Genomic DNA, 19,569 nt, shown 5'->3' on the forward strand with positions numbered 1-19,569 from the left:
CATGAGGATTTCGAGCACCGCCCAACGCAGTCATCGGGTTTCGGAACAAATAAATAGAGATGCCCATCAATTTAATGTTGTGACTCCCGATTTACAGGGCTGCGAAGCTCCGGAGGAGCGGCATATTTGTAGAGGTGCCTCAAGCAGTAACCGATAAAATTTCAGTTATTATGGCATATTTCAAACATCTCTGTCTTGTCGAAGCTCCTCAGACTATCATTACTCCCTTTCCCCGTTTCATTACTGACTGTATCGGTGTCTGTTATCTGGCAGCAGCGGTTAAAGATGATGTCGAATCCCTTGTTATGCCCGATAACTATTATAATGACGGGATTTTCGACAGCATGCGGGAGCTTATGAAAAATGGTCCGATTGATCTTGTGGCTATTTCATCGATGACCGGAGCGTTCAACCAGGCTGAACGGCTTGCCCGAATAGCAAAAGATGCTGGCGCATTTGTGGTGATGGGAGGCTTTCACCCTACAGCGCTGCCCGATGAGGTGCTCAAGCTCGATTGTGTTGATGCTGTTGTGATCGGCGAGGGTGAGGTGACCTTCAGGGAGCTGGTACTGCACGGGCCTTCGCGGGATGTGAAAGGCATTGGGTACAAGGAGGGGAGAGAGATTGTCTACACGGGTGTCAGGGAGAACATCGCCGATATCAACGCCATCCGCTTTCCTCTGCGCAGCCTCAGGCCCGAACGGTACGGTGAAAAAGGTGATGCCTACTCTATCGATACGATCTATACCTCAAGAGGATGCCCCTGGTCATGTTCGTTCTGCGCCAATGATCAGATGCATAAGGGGTGGAGAGGCAGAAGTGCCGAAAATGTGGTTGAGGAGATTGCCCTGCTGCATGATCCTGATAATAAAAAGCTGATCAAGATCTGGGATGCCAATTTCCTTACCAACATTCCGCGCGCCGAAAAAATCTGCGATCTATTGATCGAAAGGGGATTGACCAATTTTCGGATTATGACGGAGAGCCGGGCAAAGGATATTGTTCGTGCCGAACGCATTCTCGGCAAACTGCAGAAGATAGGATTGAGCAAAGTCGGGCTCGGCATTGAGAGCCCGAATGCGGCCACGCTTGAACTGATGAACAAAAAGAACACCCTTGACGACGTTGCCAAAGCTATAGCCCTTTGCAGGCAGTACAGTATTGGCGCGGAGGGGTATTTCATTATCGGTCACTACACCGAAAATGAACAGGATACCATGGTTTACCCCGAGTTTGCCAAGTCGCTCGGTCTGCGCCATGCACTCTTTATGATTATGACTCCCTACCCGGGAACCGGGATTTTTACGGAGTACAAAAATGAAGGGAAAATCCGCTCATTTGACTGGGACCTCTACAATAACTACTGCCCGGTTATTGAAACCCGCACGATGGATCGCAACAAGCTTGTATCCATGCTTGCTTACTGCAATGCGGCGTTCAATGGCTACCGGTCGGTTATGAAGCGCAATACAACAAACGAGCTGCTGCTCAACTTCATGATAGACCTCTTTCAGTTCTGCTTTCTGTTGCGTGTGAACAAAAATCTCTCCAATGCAGAGATCGGAACTGTTTTATACAATGCTCTGCTACAGTTTCTCGATCATACCGGCGGCGAGCTTGCGATGCCGGCCCCCTCTTCCACAAAAAGATTGCCGAAACCCCTTCTGCTCAGGCTCCGGCACTCAAAGGAGCGATGCATTGACTATAGCCTCGATGAGCGTGATGGCAACCGGGTACTTTCCATGACCAGGCACGAAGGTCGTCGCACACCTTCTGTTGGAGGTCCGGAGGTGCGTCTTGACAAGCTTATCGAGTGTGCCTGCGCAATTTCGATGGACAAACTCATGAGCGTACTCTACCGCAACGAGTGGATGCGAAATAACCCCGGTAAAATGACCGGCCAGCTTCTCACCATTCTTGGAGATTCGGAAGTACTGCGGGTTGCCGCCAGAATTATTGCACTCTATATGGGTACACGGTGGAAGAAGTTATGATATCAGACAGGTACTGAATGTCATTCCGAACACACCCGGATGTCATCCCGAACTGAAAGGAGTGATCTCTTTTTTACAGCAATCAGCTCTCTCTTTTTAGAACAAAGAGACTACAAGGACTTCAGGGACAGCAAGGACAAAGAAGAATATGGCTCATGCAGGGCAACAACAAGGGATCGCCCCTACACAATTTCGTGTAATTCGTGGACAAACCGCTTTTTTTCGTGCTTTTTCGTGGTTTAAAAATCGTTTCTTCTAAATTAGAACAATCAGCGAACAAAAATCCTCTCTAATTCAATCCGGAATCCAAAATCGCTTCAACTTTTCCTGAAAATGTCAGAAACAGTTCACAAACAGCAAAAAATCTTCATCGCAGGTCATCGGGGAATGGCAGGATCAGCTATTTTGCGCCATTTTCTCAACACTCATAGCGCAACACCCATTCCTCAGAACTTTATTCTCAGGACGCATCAGGAGCTTGACCTGACAAATCAGTCAGACGTTCGTTCATTTTTTGAAAAAGAGCAGCCCGATCAAATCTACCTTGCCGCCGCAAAAGTTGGTGGTATACACGCAAACAACACCTATCCAGCAGAGTTTATCTATCAGAACCTGATGATGGAATGCAACATCATTCATGAAGCCTGGCGTGCAGGTGTCCAAAAACTGCTCTTTCTCGGCTCAAGCTGTATCTACCCGAAACTGGCTCCACAGCCCATGAGCGAAAACGCTTTGCTGACGGGAGTGCTGGAATCCACCAACGAACCTTACGCTATCGCAAAAATTGCCGGAATAAAACTTTGCGAAAGCTATAATCGCCAATATGGCACCGACTATCGTAGTGTCATGCCTACAAATCTTTATGGACCGGGAGACAACTACCACGCTGAAAACAGCCACGTCATACCAGCTCTTATCCGCCGCATCCACGAAGCGAAAATTGCCATGGAGAGGGGCGAACCCCATTCAGCACTCAGCACTCAGCACCCAGCGCTTGGTGGTCACTCGGTACTTATTTGGGGCACTGGTACGCCTCGCCGTGAATTTCTCTATATTGACGACATGGCTGCGGCCTGCGTTCATGTGATGAATCTTGATAAGGCTCAATACGAAGCGCATACTTTGCCGATGCAAAGTCATATTAATGTTGGCAGTGGTGAGGATATCACTATTAAAGAGCTTGCTGAAACCATTGCAAAAGTTACAGGTTACAAAGGCACTATTGCATTTGATACAAGCAAACCTGACGGTACTCCCAGAAAGCTGATGGACAGTGGCCGTCTGAATAGTCTTGGTTGGCAGCCCGTAATTGGATTGGAAGAGGGCCTTCGTCTTGCCTATCAAGATTTTTTAACAAGAGATGAGTTCTGAGGGATGATGGCTGAAGAGATTCCGGGTTATAAATTTTTACACCAAATGTCATCTCCTGCCACCTTACCTGTTATCCTGAAACATCTTCCATGCCATCTCGAACCATTTTTCTTGTCATCACTCCTTTCAGTTCGGTATGACAAGAAAAAAAATGCGGATTCCGAGTATTTATAGATAAAAAAAGAACAGTACAATAACATAATTCTGATCTCTAACATGACTGATCTCAGCACTCAGCACTCAGCACCCAGCACTTTTAGGGCAAGAAAGGTTGCATTGATCACCGGTGTAACCGGCCAGGATGGTAGTTATCTCGCAGAATTTCTTCTCAACAAGGGCTATGAGGTGCATGGCATAAAACGGAGGGCCAGCAGTCTCAACACCCAGAGGATAGACCACCTCTATCGCGACCGTCATGATATCGAGAAAGACTCAGCCCTCAGCACTCAGAACTCAGCACTAAACAAGCCCTCAGCACTTTATCTGCATTACGGCGACCTGACCGACAGCAGTAACCTGACCCGAATCATTGCTGAAGTACAACCGGATGAAGTCTATAATCTTGGAGCACAAAGCCATGTTGCCGTCAGTTTCGAAGCTCCGGAGTATACGGCTGACGTTGATGGTATGGGTACCTTGCGACTTCTTGAAGCAATCCGCTTTCTGGGCCTTGAAAAGAAAACCCGTTTTTATCAGGCCTCCACTTCAGAGCTTTACGGACTGGTGCAGGAGACTCCACAAAAAGAGACAACACCATTTTATCCAAGAAGCCCTTATGCTGCCGCCAAACTTTACGCTTACTGGATAACCGTCAACTACCGTGAAGCATATGGAATGTATGCCTGCAACGGAATTCTCTTCAACCATGAATCACCCCGAAGAGGTGAGACCTTTGTAACCCGCAAGATTACCAGAGCCCTTGCCAATATTACAGAAGGCCTGGAACGCTGTCTTTACATGGGAAACATGGATGCCTTGCGTGACTGGGGACATGCCAAAGACTATGTACGCATGCAGTGGATGATGTTGCAGCAGGAAGAGCCCAAAGACTATGTTATAGCTACGGGAGTACAGTACACCGTCCGTCAATTCATTGAAAAAGCAGCCAGACACCTCGGTATTTACATTCGATGGGAAGGCTCGGGAGTAAACGAAATCGGCACAATCGACAGCTCTTCTCCTATTCTTACTCATCCCTCATCACTCGATTTTCCCCCCTCAGCCCTCAGCCCTCAGCCCTCAGCACTGAATAAACACTCAGCACTTGCCGCTGATCAAGTTATCGTTCGTGTTGATCCGCACTATTTCCGGCCGTCAGAAGTCGAAACCCTCCTTGGAGATCCCTCAAAAGCAAAAACGAATCTCGGCTGGATTCCTGAAATAACGCTTGATGAGATGGTTGCAGAGATGGTTGCCCATGACCTTGACCTTGCACAACGACACGCACTCCTTAAATCCAGTGGCTACAACGTTCCTGTATGCAAAGAGAGTTGAATGAGTCGCTCGTTCTTTCTGCAGTATCGGACGAAGTCATTTTCGATACGATGCGAAAGATATTCGGGTTTCGTGAGTTCAGGCCCAATCAGGAGCGGATTGTCCGGGCAATTCTGGAGAAGCGGGATGTCTTTGCCGTCATGCCGACCGGAGGAGGAAAATCCCTTTGCTATCAGCTTCCCGCAGTAATGCTTCCGGGTACCTGCATGGTTATCAGTCCGCTCATCGCGCTCATGAAAGATCAGGTGGATGGCGCCAGAGCCAACGGCATCCGTGCGGCTTTCCTCAACAGTTCCCTTTCGCCGCAAGAGCGTGAGGGAGTGATGCAAGAGCTGCTTTCCAACTCGCTTGATCTGCTCTATGTTGCGCCTGAGCGATTCAGTCTTGATCATTTCAGGGAGATACTCGTCAGAGTGCAGATCAGTATGGCAGTGATTGATGAAGCACACTGCATCTCGGAATGGGGGCACGATTTCCGGCCTGACTACCTTTCGCTCTCCGCTCTGGTCCCGCTTTTTGGTGACCTCCCGGTTGCAGCTTTTACCGCTACGGCAACCCACCGGGTTCAGCAGGATATTCTCGACCGGATAGCCCTGCGCAATCCGCTGATTGTCCGGGCATCGTTTGACCGCCCGAACCTTTTCTACGATGTTCGCTTCAAGGACAAACCAGATGCCCAGATAGTGTCGATTCTGAAAGCCAATCAGGGGAAGGCAGGTATCATATACCGAACCAGCCGAAAGAGTGTGAACGATACATCGGCCATGCTGCAGGCCAGGGGGTTTCGTGCGCTGCCCTACCATGCAGGGCTCAGTGACGGGGATCGCAAGCGTAACCAGGAGGCGTTTATCCGTGACGAGACGGATGTGATTGTTGCGACTATTGCGTTTGGCATGGGGATCGACAAGTCGAACATCCGCTTTGTAATCCATGCCGATCTGCCAAAGAGCATCGAAAACTACTACCAGGAGACCGGCAGGGCGGGCAGGGACGGTGAACCGGCTCATTGCACGCTGCTTTTTGCCCAGGGTGATATTCCCAAAGTACGTTTCTTTATTGATTCGATGCTTGACGAAACCGAGCGCTCCCGTGCGCTCGCAGCTCTGACGAGAGTGACCTCATTTGCATCCACATCGGTCTGCAGGAGGATAACCCTGCTTAACTATTTCGGGGAAACCTACCCGCACGAGAACTGCGGCTCCTGCGATATTTGCACAGGAACCCGTGAAGTGGTTGACTGTACGAGGGAGGCACAGATGCTGCTCTCCGCCATAGTCCGTACTGAAGAGCGCTTCGGTGCAACGCATATTATCGATATCGTTATGGGCAGTGCAAACCAGAAAATCCGTGACATGGGTCACGACCAGCTTAAAACCTACGGGGTTGGAAAAGGGCAGACCAAAAAATACTGGAGGCAGCTTGTTGACGAGCTGCTTGCTCAAAAGGTGGTGGCAAAAGCCGAAGGCCTCTACCCTACGCTCTGCCTGCTGCCAAAGGCTGTGAGGATACTGAGGGGGGAAGAGCAGATGGAGATCGTTCGGGTTCTTGAAAAAAAGGCAGCCAGAGCAGTGAAGGGGGAGACAGGAGCCCCCTTTGATCAGGAGCTGTTCGAACTGCTCAGAATACTACGCAAGCAAATTGCCGATGAGCAGGGGATTCCGCCCTACCTTGTTTTCTCGGATCGCTCTCTTCACGATATGGCCGCTATTTTTCCGCGAACGTCAGAAGCCATGCTCACGGTATCCGGAGTCGGCGAAGTCAAGCTCGAACGCTACGGCCATCAGTTCCTCCGCCTCATCGACCGCTTCATCACCGACCACCCCGACAAAACAGCATTACAGTAATCCGCAGATTATCCTATCATATTCTGTTATCTGCTATCTCGAACATTCTCTCATCTGTCATCCCGAAAATTCTCACATTTGTCATCCCGAACTGAAAGGAGGGATCTCTTTCTCGGCAATCAGATCTCCCTCTTCGTTCGAGATGACAAAAAAAGGAACGTTCGAGCCTTTCGTGGCCCAAACTCTTCAGCTCTTTTATGTGCAACGTTTAAAGGATTGTGATATCCAACTTTTTCCCCAGTGCCTCAGCATAATGGGAGAGAGTAGAGAGCTTGATATCCTCAGCATGGTTTTCTATGCGAGAGATGGCTGACTTGTGTGTCTTCAGTTTTTCAGCCAAAGCAACCTGGGTTAACCCCGCATTGGTTCGAGCTTGTTTTAGCATAACACCTATTCTGAAATGCTTGTAGCCTTCATCGTACCCTTCAGCAAAGCCGGGGCAAAGCTCTTTCTGTTCTTCAATAAAAACCTGTAGTTCATCCATCGGAGCCTCTTTTCTTATATTCGTTCATTCGTTGTTCTGCCAAAGCAATTTCATTCGCTGGCGTTTTTTGAGTTTTCTTGGCAAATCCATTTGTCAACACCACAAGATTTCCTTCCTCCATAAAGCCCAATAACCTGATTGCATTACCACCAAATGTGGCACGAACTTCCCAGATGCCATCGGTATTGGTAAGCTTTTTGAGGTATTCTGCGGGGATAATCTTGGTGTCACGAATCAAGGTCAATATCCATGAGATCTTTGCCGTTCCTTGTCAGAAAGCGATCTTGGAAAATCCATCACAGGACTTTGACCAGATGCCAGCTTATAAAAGGTGATTGATCTCATGCCCAAAGTTAACATCTATATCAACAATCAACAAGCGAATAAAGTTGAGCAACAATAGGCAGTCATTCTTTTCAGATCCCTCCTTTTCAGTTCGGGATGACAACCTTTTTGGCATATCCCACATTACTCATTACTCAGCCCTTTCCCTTAGCGGACAGCTTCGCCATTGAGCCAAAGTTCATGCTCACTAATATCGATATCACTCCGCCATACAACAGCATACCCGCCAACATCAACCTTGACCGCTCTAAATAACGCCTCGTTTCTTAAGGGGGAAAACATCTCCTTATCAAGTAAACGGGTGATGTCATATGATTTTCTTTGATTATTATCGAACTCAACCAGGAGCGATCGACTATCGATAGCCTTTGCACTCACTATTTTCGGATAATTCATGGTATTAATCCAATGGGGGAAGATGCCGGAACTCATGCTTGTCCCACATCTCCTTTAATTCAGTTCGGTAGAGTTTAGCCCACTCATTTACCAGCTTTAGTGCACGACCAGGTAAATCACCTTCAATCATTTCCATGGTATCAATATTGAACAAACCAATGTGTTCACCGTATACAGCCTCCATAACCTTTCCAAAACTCCGCGAACAGCAGAAACCATGCTAACCGTATCCGGAGTCGGTAAGGTCAAACTCAAGCGCTACGGGCGCCAGTTCCTCCGCCTCATTGACCGCTACACCACCGACCATCCCAATCCCAATTCGTGCCTTTTCACGTATTTCGTGGCCAAAACCTCATCCTCTTAATTCGCATCGTTATTAAACACTGCTTCCAGTGTCGGTGCAGTGAGAAGCGACTCACCCCAAGTCTCTAACTGTTGTTCGGAAGCGGTTGATAATTGGTCTAATGCCCATTGAGGTAAAACGCCAAAGCGACGTTCAATCAATTTTTTCAGTAACCGGGATCCGCCTTCAACTCTGCCTTGAGCCATACCCTTGGCAATACCGATTCGTTCAACGCTCGTAATATATTTCATTTGTTTACTCTCCTCTATTGCTTCAAGTTCCTGTCGAAGCTGATTGTTCAGCCATTCCGGCAGTTGCATTAACCAATCTACAACACTAAACAAATCAATGATCCGTTGCTTATCCCAATGTCGTTCATACAGAAGCCGAACCAATCGCAACTTCGCTTCATACCGGTACTGATTCCGCTTACGGGTTTGCTGTGTCAGTATATGCGCAACTGTTATCAATCCGAAAACATTATCCGATTCCAGCAGTTCATCAGCCTTCTCCTCATAATCGGTCAACTTGGCAACTGGAAACTCCAATGTATGACGGCAACCAAGCACAGCAAAAGCATTAGGGCGCAGCTATTAATTGTCGTGAGCGATTTGAGTGCAAGGCGGACGGAGCGCAGAAACCGGAATGTACAAGGAGTACTTGAGGATTTCGAGCACCGCTCAACGAAGCAATCGAATCGTGGAACAAATTAATAGCTGTGCCCATATGAGGTCGGTTTCCACTGCCTAAGCTCATCCACCCGCACTGCCAGGCTTGCCACAGGCCGTTTGTATCGGTCAAACAGACGGTAGTTGTACACAACCATCCGCTCAGCAAATTCAGCCTGCTTTGTGCCTTGTACCTCAACGTGAATGTATATCCAGCTTGCATCGCCACTCAAGAGACTAACCCTGACAAGCCGGTCAACAAACCGTTTACCCAAATCAGCATCCTGAACGACGGCCCGCAACTCCTGATCCAGAAATATATGCTCTTTTGACCAATCAATTTCATGATAAGCATCAGGAAAATAAAACGACATAAACTCTGGAAAATAGCGCTCAATGGCATCTTTCCACGGGCTATCGTATTGATCGCTCGAAGTATCCATACCTGTTAATTTTTTCAGGTATAATCAATTAAGCATGCAAAAAGAAAGTCATGCCATAATCCGATTCGTTGTACAAACTCAAATAGATACGAGAGAAGAATGAGAGTAAATTACGCATAAATCACGAAATCAAGAAAAAAACGAAATTCATTCGCGCAATTAGCGGACAAGCTTTACGTTCAGCACCCAGCACTTTTTTTCAACGATGACCGCACAAGTACAGTAAATCATGAACGTCCCGGCTGGAGCGGGAAAAATATAGATTGTTTGTGTGTATTGACGGGAGAACTGTTATATTCTGAACGCTTCTTTGATTCTCGATTCTCGATAGTGCGGTGTAAAATGACCTGTATTAGTGAAGTGAAATGGTTTTGATTTTACCGGATTATGCCTGGGTATGATTCGTACATTTATGTTATGTTTTTTGGTTTGTTTTTTGTGCTTGTAACGTTGAGTTTCTGACTTTTTTTTTACTGATTTTGTTAAATTAGCAGCACGTTGAAGCGTTTGGATGTACATCTTTTCTTGTGGCAGCCAGGGGTGGTCACTATGAATAAAGGGGGCCTCTATTTATTGTCGTGAAAAGCCCGAGGACAAGGCGGATGGAGTAAAGAAACCGGAGTGTACACGGAGTACATGAGGATTTAGGGCGCCACCCAACGCAGTAATCGGGTTTCGGAATAAATAAATAGAGGTGACCTAAAGTGAGGCTATATTTCTATATTATGTAACTATGATTTCTGAAGTCATTCGCTCTACGGTTAAGGGAGAAGATTATTTTTGATTGAAAGCAAGACGTCCAGTTTTTACATCTTATTTTCTGAATGGATATTTTCTGCCTGTTCAGATGCCCGTAACTTCAACTGTGACTGAAGAAAGCGAAGCTTTTAGGTCATTTTATTGTGAATTTAGTGATTGACAGCTTGCAATTGAAAAGGTCATCTGCGAGGGAGTGTCCCTGTAGCTAAATCCAAAATTCAGCATCCAAAATTCAACATCTCTCTCCATGCGCGCCACCCTCATAGTTCTTTTCGCTTTTTCGCTTTTCGCACTTCCTGTAAATTCTGTTGCGGCGGACAATACTGGCTCTGCATCGGCAACTTCAACAGCAGATTCAGGTGCGTTTCAAAGTCCGGCTGCCGGTACAGGAATTCCTGTCATTACAAGCCCTGCATCTGAGGCGCGAGAGGCATCTGTGCGTGAAGCAGCAGCTATTTCAGCAGAGCAGGATAAGACGGCAGACAAGCTGACTGGCTTTCAAACCTTTGTGGAAGGCTCTACCGGTATCCGCCTTGATGTGTTCGGTCGCGATCTTTTCCGCAATGTCCCCACTACTTTTGCCCCGTTAAAAGCTGCTCAGGTTAATGCCGATTATGTGGTCGGACCGGGTGATGCTTTGCAGATCAGGGGATGGGGTATGGTTGATATTGATGTCAATGTCACGGTCAACCGCAATGGTGAGATATATCTGCCTCGGGTCGGCACCGTAAACGTATCTGGTGTCAAATACTATGAACTTCAGGGTTACCTCAAAAAGGCGGTAGGCCGTATATTTAAAAATTTCGAACTCACGGTAAGCATAGCTCAAACCCGTAGTGTACAGATCTACGTAGTTGGTCACGCAGTTCGTCCCGGCAGCTATACGCTCAGCGCCATGAGCTCGGTGCTGAATGCCCTTTTTGCATCCGGCGGTCCTTCATCCACAGGCAGCATGCGTAACATAAAGGTCAAGCGGAGTGGTGCTCCCCTTGTGACTTTTGATCTTTATGATATTCTCCTTCATGGCGACAAATCATCCGATGTTGCCCTCAGGGATGGTGATGTGGTTTATATCCCCTCTGTGGGCCCGCTTGTAGCCCTTTTGGGAGACGTTAAAAAACCTGCCATCTTTGAACTTAAAGAGAGAACCTCCTTTGCGGATGTTGTCAGTTGGGCTGGAGGCTTTGAAGCTGTAGCCGGTCTGCAAAAAGTTATTGTTGAAAGAAGTATTGACCATCAATACCAGACTGTTGCCGAACTTCAGGCTGACTGGGGCTCCATACAAAAGAGTCTCTCCCAGTTTGACGTTCATCCCACAGATATCATTCGCGTGATTGCTCCCGGATCTGTGCCGATTAAAGTCAAAATAGAAAAATCCTTTGTTCGAGTGGATGGAGAGGTAACGCAGAGCGGTGTTTTTCAGGTTGATAAGGGTGAAACCCTCAGGGCGCTTATAACTCGTCTTGGTGGGACTACTGAAAAGGGGTATGTATTTGGAACAAAGCTGATTCGGGATAGTCTCAAGCGTGAACAGCAGTTGAAAATTGATGAATCGGTTGACCGCTATGAAAAGGATATCCAGACCAATGCAAAGCAGCGCCTTGCAGGTCAGAGTGATCCCGCTCAGGCTGCTACGATAGCCGCCGAACTCGAATCACAGCAGCGATTGCTGACCAAGTTACGCCAGGTCAAGGCCGAGGGGCGCATCATTCTGAATCTCAAGAATGCTGCCGCTCAGGTCGCGGACCTGCCGGATCTTCCGCTTGAGGATGGTGACGTGGTTTACGTTCCGCAAAAGTCAACAACGGTTGATGTGATCGGTGCAGTCTACCAGCAGAACACCATCATCTATTCGCCTGATCGCGGCGTAAACGACTATCTCAAACTCTCGGGAGGGGTAAGCGCTACCGGTGACAAGTCAGAACTTTATCGTATCTGCGCGGATGGAACAGTTCGCAGCAAGCGAAACAGCGGCTTCGGGGGTGATGTTAACCCTGGCGACGCTATCGTTGTACCCGAGAAAATCCAGAGAGGCGCAAATTTTATGCAGAGTCTGAAAGACATAACTTCAATTCTTTATCAGTTTGGCATTGGAGCTGCTGCGTTTAAAAATCTGAAAAACTGAGAGTAAGATTCAATTCACCGCAATTCGTTCACAAATCCATACTCTTAAGTTACTATAATTAAGGTGATTAGCTTATGAATGGTTCTTTTCTTTTTCCGTACCTTTTCGTGCCTTTCGTAGCCCAAAATCCGCTTTTATAGTTTTTACCAATTTGTGCCATTCGTGGACAAAGATTTCCTTTTTTCCATAAATTTGTTTGCTCCGGGAATCATCTCCTTGCTGTTCTCAATACTGATTGTGCAGACAAAGCGATGGCATGGAAAGCATACATTCGACACTCTTGACGGAGTACAAAAATTTCACTTTTCCCCTACACCTCGTATTGGGGGTGTAGCCATATTTGGCGGTTTGATTGTTGCTTGGTTAATTTCGCCGCAACAGGTATCACAACTGCTTTTGCCTATGCTGACGGCAGGTTCGCTCGCATTCGTTGTGGGAGTTACAGAAGATCTTACCAAACGTGTCAGTGTACGTAACCGTCTCTTTGCAACCATGATCAGCGGTGCACTTGCCTGTTTGCTGACCGGGTACAGCCTCAATCATTTGCAAATAATTGGATTGGATAAATTACTTGCTTACCTGCCGGTATCTATCCTTTTTACTGCGTTTGCCGTTGGAGGTGTTGCTAACGCTATCAACATCATTGATGGTTTTAACGGTTTGGCATCAGGGATACTGATGATCTGTTTTTCAGCATTGGGTATTATTTCCTGGCAGGTGGGTGATGTTGAACTGGCATATCTATGCTTCTATGTGATCGTTGTTGTAGCCGGTTTTTTCGTAACTAACTATCCGCTTGGAAAAATATTCCTTGGCGATGGTGGCGCATACCTGCTTGGATACATTCTTGCATGGATCTCCGTGCTGTTACCGATGCGCAATCCATCAGTCTCGGTTTGGGCTCCATGTCTGGTATGCAGTTATCCCATTATTGAAACCATTTTCAGTATAATGCGTCGTTTCTGGAATAATAACAGTGCCGGAGATGCTGATAGCTCGCATCTGCACAGCCTGATAAAGATCAGGATAATATCCCGGCGGTTTGCCCATTTACAGCCCCATATCCGAAACAGCATGGTTGCACCATTCTGCTGGAGTTTTGCATTGCTCTCTACCGGAATGGCTGTGATGTTTTACGAACAGACAACTGTGCTTGTTGCAGCATGGTTTGGCACCTTTGCCCTCTACGTAATACTTTATTGGCGCCTTGCAAGCATTAACAATGCACCAGAAAAAATCGCTACAAGCAAAGTGCCCTGACTCTTTCAAAGATGCGCGCTGATCTTTTTTTGTGCCAATTCGTTTAAATTCGAGCAATTAGTGGGCAACCCTCTTTATTAATTTTCCTTTGTAATTAGTGGACAACAATCTTCAATCACCGGAACCGATAGACGACGAGATAAGCCTTCTCGATCTCGCCATCATCCTCGCCAAACATAAAAAAAAGATTTTGGGTGTCTCAGTATTGGTCGGAATAATTGCAGCAGTTTACAGTTTCACGATACCAGAAATCTATACAGCCGATGTCTGTATCCTGCCTCCTCAGCAGCAGCAGTCGGGTGCAGCAGCCATGCTTGCAGGTAAACTTGGTTCACTGAGCGCAATGAGCGCAGATCTCGGTATCAAAAACCCCAACGATACCTATATAGCTATGCTCAAGAGTCGAACGATTGCTGATAAGCTTATTAAAAGGTTTCATCTTTTGAAAGTTTACAAAACAAACAGTGAAGCTGATGCCCAGGAAAAACTGGCTGGTTCAACCAAGGTTTCAAGTTCAAAAGATGGTCTGATAGTAGTCAGTGTTGAAGATCACGATCCGAAACTCGCAGTGGCAATAGCAAATGGCTATATCGAAGAATTGCAGAACCTGACCCAGGTACTTGCTGTCAGTGAGGCCTCACAGCGAAGGTTGTTTTACGAAAAACAATTGTTGCAGGCAAAAGAGGAGTTGAGCAATGCTGAAATTGCTCTTAAGCAGACACAGGAGAAAACCGGGTTGATTCAGCTTGATGAACAGGCCATTAGTCTTGTGCAAGCCACGGCTAACATCAAGGCGCAGATCGCCATGAAAGAAGTACAACTGGGCTCTCTCCGTACTTTTGCTACAGGCAACAACCCTGATTATGTTCGTGTCCAACAGGAGCTCGGTACATTACGGTCTCAACTTGCCAAGGTTGAAACTGGCGCTGTAACTGCGGGCAAGGCGCCTGAAGCCGGGCTTGAGTATATACGTAAGGTTCGCAATGTCAAGCATTACGAAATTGTTTATCAAATGCTGGCCCAGCAGTTTGAGGTTGCAAAGCTTGATGAAGCCCGGGACGGATCAGTTATTCAGGTGCTTGACAAAGCGGTTCTGCCCGAAAAGAGAACCAGGCCGAAAAGAACCAGTATGGTACTTGTTACATCATTGGTTGGTGGACTTATCTCTGTGATTTGGACTTTTCTTTACGAAGCACTGAAGAAAACCAGAGAAGACCCTGAACGGTCAGAGAGTCTGAAGAACCTTCGGCAACTTTTGATTCGTTGGAATTGAAGTGCTTGAATGTGATTTGTCAGATATTCAAAAAAACTTATAAAAAACTTCCCTGGCATAGGATTACAGCGAATTGTAAACCACACTGGTATCAGAGCACATATGTGTTGAATATTGTTTGTTCCGATTATTGTGATATGACCAATTAAGCGTATTATTTCGCGGGCGCAAGTAGAAAGCCTATTTTGCTTAGTGTGGTGTTTAATGTTGTTCAAAATCAAAAGAGTCGGTTTCGAAAAACTGCTTTTACCAGCAGTAAAAAAAATTGGGTTACAGTTCGTTGTGATCGCACAGAACCGGGATTTATACCCTCTATGCCGAACAAGGTTTAAGAATTAGGGTCTACGCATATAAAGTGTGGTTATTGTTCTGTTTTAAGTTTGATAAATTTCTTCGTTTTAATACTCTTACTCGTGTAGTTGAGTTCTCCAAATCTCTCCAAATCTCTCCAAATCTCTCATTAATGTTACTTGCTGGTAAGGACAATAAAGACGAAACTCAGTCATTACGTTATCTTCTCTTCTGTTATTGGCGTTATATTAAAAAAGAACGAAGAATTCAATCCGCTGCGTTGTTTGTTCTGATGATTTTTGCTTCGTTTGCAGAAGTGCTCACCCTGGGTGCTACCATTCCATTTCTTGGTATACTTACAATCCCTGAAAAGGTAATGAATTATCCTCTACTACACCCATTAATCCATTATTTAGGTATACGCACACCGACAGATCTTCTGTTGCCGATAACTATTATATTTATCTCAATTGCAATTACGGCTGCACTGATTCGCATTATGTTGTTGTGGGCTCAATCGGTACTGAGCTTTACCATCGCGTCTGATATCGGACGTGAAATTTATCAACGAATATTATATCAACCTTATGTCGTCCATACGGTTCAAAATAGTAGTCAGACAATAACAGCGATATTGGTAAAGTCAAAACATGTAATTGTTTATATAGTTATACCGTTGATGAATGTTTTAAATTCATCATTACTGGTTTTTAGTATTGTTATTGTTTTAATGTTAATTGAGCCTGTGAGGACATTGATTGTCATCAGTTGCTTTATAGCTGTTTATCTGCTTATCGTTTTTTTTAGTAAGTCGATTCTAAAAAGAGATTCTCGTGAACTGAGTACTTCTCAGACGTTGGCAGTCAAATCCTTGCAGGAAGGTTTAGGGGGTATTCGTGATATCATTCTTGATGGTACTCAGCGAACTTATATAAATATTTACCAAAGCGTCGACAGACGCCTATGGAAAGCACAGGTCAATACCCAGATCATCGGCGGTAGTCCTCGTTTTATCATAGAAGCTATTAGTATGTCGCTCATCGCCGGAATTGGTTACAAGCTTGCAGGTAATCAAGGGAAATTAATAGCTGCAATACCATATATTGGAGCAATGGCCATAGCAGCACAAAGATTGTTGCCCAACATGCAGCAGATATATTCAGGTTGGACATTAATTCGTTCAGGGCATAATACAATTCAAGAAGTGGTTGAGATGCTGAACCAGCCTCTTCCAGAGTATGCCGATAGTCCGCCCCCGAAACCGATCGAATTTCAAACAACGATCAAGTTTCAAAATATCGATTTTCGATATTCCGAATTCGCACCATTTGTATTAAAAGGGTTAACTCTTGAAATATTGAAGGGTAGCCGAGTGGGTATCATCGGGCCGACAGGGTGCGGGAAATCAACTTTCCTCGATCTTTTTATGGGCTTGTTGAACCCAGAGAATGGTGTATTGAAAATAGATGGTGAAGTGATCAACGATAGAAATATCCGGTCATGGCAGGCACATATCGCTCATGTTCCGCAGGATGTCTATCTTGCCGACTCATCAATTGCCGAAAATATCGCTTTTGGGATTCCAGTGGAGCACATAGATCATGCCCGTGTTCGGAAAGCGGCTGAAATGGCATGTATCGCTGATGTTATCGATAGTTGGAAAGATAACTACAATTCACGAGTAGGCGAGCGTGGTGTGCAATTATCCGGTGGGCAGCGTCAGCGAATCGGAATAGCAAGAGCATTGTACAAACAGGCTGATGTTATTGTATTCGACGAGGCGACAAGTTCGCTTGACAATCAAACTGAACTGGCTGTATCCGATTCGATTCGGCAGTTAGGAAATGACATAACCGTTCTCATTATTGCTCATCGCATAAGTACGTTGCAGGGATGTGACAAGATTATTGAGTTGGAAAATGGAAAGGTAAAAAGGCAGGTGACCTATGACCAACTGATCAGCGACATGCATATCGAAACAAAACCGTTCGTAGATGATAAATTTAACAGTCCAAAAAGTTCATGTTCAAGAAACTGACCGAAGATGGTACTCCGTTCGTCATTGCCGAAGTAGGGCAGAATCATCAGGGCGATCTGTCAATTGCCCGTGAATTTATCCGTATATTTGCTTTTGAAGGAGCTGACGCTGTCAAGTTCCAGACTCGCAACAATCGCTATCTGTTTTCTCCTGAGGCTTATAATGCGCCATACCATAGTGAAAATGCATTTGCCCCGACGTATGGCATGCATCGCGAACATCTTGAAATTAATCCGGAATGGCTGCCGATTCTCAAGGAAGATTGTGAAAAGCATGGTGTCAGATTTATGTCGACCCCTTTTGATGAACCGAGTCTTGAACTACTGCAAAGTATCGATGTCGATATACTCAAAGTTGCTTCATTTGATTTGGGGAATCTTCCCTTTATCAACAAGATTGCAAGTCTTGGAAAACCCGTGGTAATGAGTGTCGGTGGCGGGGATATCGATCAGATTCGCTCCAGTATAGAGGTACTACTTGGTCATCATGACGAAGTCGCTATATTGCATTGCGTATCGGAATATCCCTGTGAATATAGCAGGCTTGGTCTGGAATCCATTCAGATTCTTTCCAGAGAATTTCCGGATTGTACTATTGGTTCTTCAGATCATTTTAACGGGACTCTTTCCGGACCGATCGCCTACCTCCAGGGTGCACGGGTCTTTGAAAAGCATGTCACACTGAACCGTGCATGGAAAGGTACTGACCACAGCTTCGCATTGGAACCTGAGGGCTTTCGTAAATTCGTTCGGGATATCAAACGGGTGCGTCACATGTTGCCTCCGAAATCTACCGACGAGTTGGGTACAGAGAGAGTCTTTTTCAAACTTGGCAAATCACTGATCGCAAGTTGCGATATTGAAGCTGGTGAAGAACTTACCCTGAAAAATCTATCAGGTCGCATATTCAACACTCAGTACATTCCTGTTCGAGAATCCAACCGGGTGATCGGTAAAAGGGCAAATTGTCATATTGCCAAAGGCGAGCCTATTCAATACAGTAATGTCGATACTTGAATCTCTATGGGTCATATTCCCCGCCTCTTGAGGCGTAAAGCATAATAGAGTTGTCTTCAAAATACTCCGCTGCTTGCGGCGGGGTTCTTTATTTTCTCTGATATGAACACTCAAGAATTGTTGGCTTCTGTACAACTGGTAATTTTCGATTTTGATGGCGTGTTCACTGACAATACCGTGTATCTTACCCAGGACGGCATCGAATCTGTTCGATGCTGGCGTAGCGATGGTCTGGGGCTTGCTCTCCTGCGAGGGGCAGGAGTAAAGTCAGTTATTATCTCTACCGAAACAAATCCTGTGGTGAGCCGACGAGCTGAAAAGTTAAAAATGCCATACAAGCAGGGTGTGGAAGATAAGGCAGCAGCAGTACTTGAGTCATGCAAAGAGTTTGATATTCTTCCTGAGTACACAATGTTTGTCGGTAATGACATTAACGATATCCCCGCATTCAGGGTTGTCGGTATTCCTGTGGCCGTCGCGGATGCTTATCCTGAAACAGTGCCCCATGTGCTATTTCGTACAAAAAACCAGGTGGGGTCGGAGCGGTGCGTGAGATTTGTGATATGGTCATCCATGCGAAGAAAATCCTGATTCATGAGTAATAAAACCATCAAGTGTACAGACCCGCTGTTCGATGTGAGTCGAGAAATCGTAATTATTACCGGGATTGGCGGACAGCTTGGCTATGCATATGCAAAGGCATTGCTGCAACGAGATGCCCGGGTCGTCGGGCTCGATATTCGTTCGACCCCGGAATGCGAGCAATTGACAAATTTCTATCCTGATAATTTTCTTTTTCTGCACTCTGATGTTACTGATAAAGGTGTTTTGCAGGAAAATCTGCTTTCCATGGAGAAGCGGTTTGGTTCGCCTACAGTTTTGATTAACAATGCAGCCATAGACGCCCCCCCTTTTTCGCCCCCGGAAGAAACCGGACCTTTTGAAGAGTATCCGGAAGCTTCATGGGACAAGGTCATTGATGTGAACCTTAAAGGAGTCTATCTTTGCTGCCAGGTGTTCGGTGCTGCCATGGCTCAAGCCAATAATGGGTCGATTATCAATATTGCTTCTATTTACGGCGTGGTGTCTCCCGATCAGAACCTTTACGAATACCGGCGTCAGCGAGGAGAGATTTTTTATAAACCGGTTGCCTATTCTGCGTCGAAATCCGGTATCCTCAACCTTACCCGATATCTCGCTGTGTATTGGGGGAAGAGAGGTGTGCGGGTCAATTCACTGACCATAGCCGGAGTCTTCAATCATCAGGAACAGCCCTTTCTTGATGCTTATTGTGGACGGATTCCTGTTGGGCGTATGGCAGATGCGAACGATTATAACGGCGCGATCCTGTTCTTTGCGAGTGAGTCTTCTCGTTATATGACCGGCTCCAATATGGTCATCGATGGAGGGTGGACCGCTATATGA

General features: G+C 46.1%; 18 protein-coding genes. 12 read left to right on the plus strand and 6 right to left on the minus strand.

The features are described 5' to 3' along the window. Positions 1-170 precede the first annotated feature (170 nt). The 4 genes from BOO20_RS10240 to recQ all read left to right on the plus strand — a co-directional run bounded on the left by BOO20_RS10240 (position 171) and on the right by recQ (position 6,703). Positions 171-1,994 (plus strand): radical SAM protein, encoded by a 1,824-nt coding sequence (locus tag BOO20_RS10240; RefSeq protein WP_076792494.1) that lies wholly within the window; start codon positions 171-173, stop codon positions 1,992-1,994. A 333-nt stretch (positions 1,995-2,327) separates the two neighbouring features. Next, positions 2,328-3,365 (plus strand): GDP-L-fucose synthase, encoded by a 1,038-nt coding sequence (locus BOO20_RS10245; RefSeq protein ID WP_076792496.1) that lies wholly within the window; start codon positions 2,328-2,330, stop codon positions 3,363-3,365. Positions 3,366-3,581: 216 nt separating this feature from the next. After that, a complete protein-coding gene (gene gmd, locus BOO20_RS10250) occupies positions 3,582-4,859 on the plus strand; it encodes a GDP-mannose 4,6-dehydratase (RefSeq protein ID WP_076792497.1) in 1,278 nt (425 codons plus the stop codon). Between the two features lie 50 nt (positions 4,860-4,909). Then, entirely contained in the window at positions 4,910-6,703 is a 1,794-nt protein-coding gene (gene recQ / locus BOO20_RS10255; RefSeq protein WP_076792569.1) for a DNA helicase RecQ, read from the plus strand. 208 nt (positions 6,704-6,911) lie between these two features. On the opposite strand, the gene BOO20_RS10260 is transcribed toward recQ, so the two are convergent. From BOO20_RS10260 to BOO20_RS10275, 4 genes are all read right to left on the minus strand, one after another. Next, positions 6,912-7,187, minus strand: coding sequence for a helix-turn-helix domain-containing protein (locus BOO20_RS10260; RefSeq protein WP_076792499.1), 276 nt, complete (start codon positions 7,185-7,187; stop codon positions 6,912-6,914). Then, positions 7,180-7,425 (minus strand): type II toxin-antitoxin system RelE/ParE family toxin, encoded by a 246-nt coding sequence (locus BOO20_RS10265; RefSeq protein WP_233120956.1) that lies wholly within the window; start codon positions 7,423-7,425, stop codon positions 7,180-7,182. Before BOO20_RS10265 ends, BOO20_RS10260 begins: the two co-directional genes overlap by 8 nt. 254 nt (positions 7,426-7,679) lie before the next feature. Beyond that, on the minus strand, positions 7,680-7,964 hold the full coding sequence (locus BOO20_RS10270; protein WP_233120957.1) for a DUF2442 domain-containing protein: 285 nt from the start codon (positions 7,962-7,964) through the stop codon (positions 7,680-7,682). Then, positions 7,933-8,112: a DUF4160 domain-containing protein gene (locus BOO20_RS10275; RefSeq protein WP_076792502.1), complete on the minus strand. Its 180-nt coding sequence runs from the start codon at positions 8,110-8,112 to the stop codon at positions 7,933-7,935. Before BOO20_RS10275 ends, BOO20_RS10270 begins: the two co-directional genes overlap by 32 nt. On the opposite strand from BOO20_RS10275, the gene BOO20_RS10280 reads away from it, so the two are divergent. Next, entirely contained in the window at positions 8,089-8,292 is a 204-nt protein-coding gene (locus tag BOO20_RS10280; RefSeq protein WP_076792504.1) for an HRDC domain-containing protein, read from the plus strand. The genes BOO20_RS10275 and BOO20_RS10280 overlap by 24 nt on opposite strands. On the opposite strand, the gene BOO20_RS10285 is transcribed toward BOO20_RS10280, so the two are convergent. Continuing rightward, a complete protein-coding gene (locus BOO20_RS10285; RefSeq protein WP_233120958.1) occupies positions 8,289-8,798 on the minus strand; it encodes a DUF4351 domain-containing protein in 510 nt (169 codons plus the stop codon). The genes BOO20_RS10280 and BOO20_RS10285 overlap by 4 nt on opposite strands. Positions 8,799-8,980: 182 nt before the next feature. Further along, positions 8,981-9,382, minus strand: a complete 402-nt coding sequence (locus BOO20_RS10290; protein ID WP_233120959.1) for a hypothetical protein — start codon at positions 9,380-9,382, stop codon at positions 8,981-8,983. 1,006 nt (positions 9,383-10,388) lie between these two features. Here BOO20_RS10290 and BOO20_RS10295 point away from each other — a divergent pair. The 7 genes from BOO20_RS10295 to BOO20_RS10325 all read left to right on the plus strand — a co-directional run bounded on the left by BOO20_RS10295 (position 10,389) and on the right by BOO20_RS10325 (position 19,569). Further along, positions 10,389-12,266 (plus strand): SLBB domain-containing protein, encoded by a 1,878-nt coding sequence (locus BOO20_RS10295; RefSeq protein WP_076792505.1) that lies wholly within the window; start codon positions 10,389-10,391, stop codon positions 12,264-12,266. A 192-nt stretch (positions 12,267-12,458) separates the two neighbouring features. After that, complete coding sequence (locus BOO20_RS10300; RefSeq protein WP_233120960.1) at positions 12,459-13,526, plus strand: glycosyltransferase; 1,068 nt, start codon at positions 12,459-12,461, stop codon at positions 13,524-13,526. Positions 13,527-13,623: 97 nt separating this feature from the next. After that, a complete protein-coding gene (locus BOO20_RS10305; protein WP_076792508.1) occupies positions 13,624-14,799 on the plus strand; it encodes a Wzz/FepE/Etk N-terminal domain-containing protein in 1,176 nt (391 codons plus the stop codon). 463 nt (positions 14,800-15,262) lie between these two features. Continuing rightward, positions 15,263-17,128 (plus strand): ABC transporter ATP-binding protein, encoded by a 1,866-nt coding sequence (locus BOO20_RS10310; protein WP_233120961.1) that lies wholly within the window; start codon positions 15,263-15,265, stop codon positions 17,126-17,128. Continuing rightward, on the plus strand, positions 17,113-18,144 hold the full coding sequence (locus BOO20_RS10315; protein WP_076792510.1) for an N-acetylneuraminate synthase family protein: 1,032 nt from the start codon (positions 17,113-17,115) through the stop codon (positions 18,142-18,144). The genes BOO20_RS10310 and BOO20_RS10315 overlap by 16 nt, the downstream gene beginning before the upstream one ends. Positions 18,145-18,246: 102 nt before the next feature. Then, entirely contained in the window at positions 18,247-18,735 is a 489-nt protein-coding gene (locus BOO20_RS10320; RefSeq protein WP_198935443.1) for an HAD family hydrolase, read from the plus strand. Between the two features lie 3 nt (positions 18,736-18,738). Continuing rightward, on the plus strand, positions 18,739-19,569 hold the full coding sequence (locus BOO20_RS10325) for an SDR family oxidoreductase (RefSeq protein ID WP_076792511.1): 831 nt from the start codon (positions 18,739-18,741) through the stop codon (positions 19,567-19,569).

It is taken from the genome of Chlorobium sp. KB01 (genome assembly GCF_001975465.1).
Classification (GTDB): Bacteria; Bacteroidota; Chlorobiia; order Chlorobiales; family Chlorobiaceae; genus Chlorobium.

Bases quoted from the DNA above. Each gene is read 5' to 3' on its own strand.
- BOO20_RS10240 (WP_076792494.1), top strand. From the start codon at position 171: ATGGCATATTTCAAACATCTCTGTCTTGTCGAAGCTCCTCAGACTATC.
- BOO20_RS10245 (WP_076792496.1), top strand. From the start codon at position 2,328: ATGTCAGAAACAGTTCACAAACAGCAAAAAATCTTCATCGCAGGTCAT.
- gmd (WP_076792497.1), top strand. From the start codon at position 3,582: ATGACTGATCTCAGCACTCAGCACTCAGCACCCAGCACTTTTAGGGCA.
- recQ (WP_076792569.1), top strand. From the start codon at position 4,910: ATGCGAAAGATATTCGGGTTTCGTGAGTTCAGGCCCAATCAGGAGCGG.
- BOO20_RS10260 (WP_076792499.1), bottom strand. From the start codon at position 7,187: ATGGATGAACTACAGGTTTTTATTGAAGAACAGAAAGAGCTTTGCCCC.
- BOO20_RS10270 (WP_233120957.1), bottom strand. From the start codon at position 7,964: ATGAGTTCCGGCATCTTCCCCCATTGGATTAATACCATGAATTATCCG.
- BOO20_RS10275 (WP_076792502.1), bottom strand. From the start codon at position 8,112: ATGGAGGCTGTATACGGTGAACACATTGGTTTGTTCAATATTGATACC.
- BOO20_RS10290 (WP_233120959.1), bottom strand. From the start codon at position 9,382: ATGGATACTTCGAGCGATCAATACGATAGCCCGTGGAAAGATGCCATT.
- BOO20_RS10295 (WP_076792505.1), top strand. From the start codon at position 10,389: ATGCGCGCCACCCTCATAGTTCTTTTCGCTTTTTCGCTTTTCGCACTT.
- BOO20_RS10310 (WP_233120961.1), top strand. From the start codon at position 15,263: ATGTTACTTGCTGGTAAGGACAATAAAGACGAAACTCAGTCATTACGT.
- BOO20_RS10315 (WP_076792510.1), top strand. From the start codon at position 17,113: ATGTTCAAGAAACTGACCGAAGATGGTACTCCGTTCGTCATTGCCGAA.
- BOO20_RS10320 (WP_198935443.1), top strand. From the start codon at position 18,247: ATGAACACTCAAGAATTGTTGGCTTCTGTACAACTGGTAATTTTCGAT.
- BOO20_RS10325 (WP_076792511.1), top strand. From the start codon at position 18,739: ATGAGTAATAAAACCATCAAGTGTACAGACCCGCTGTTCGATGTGAGT.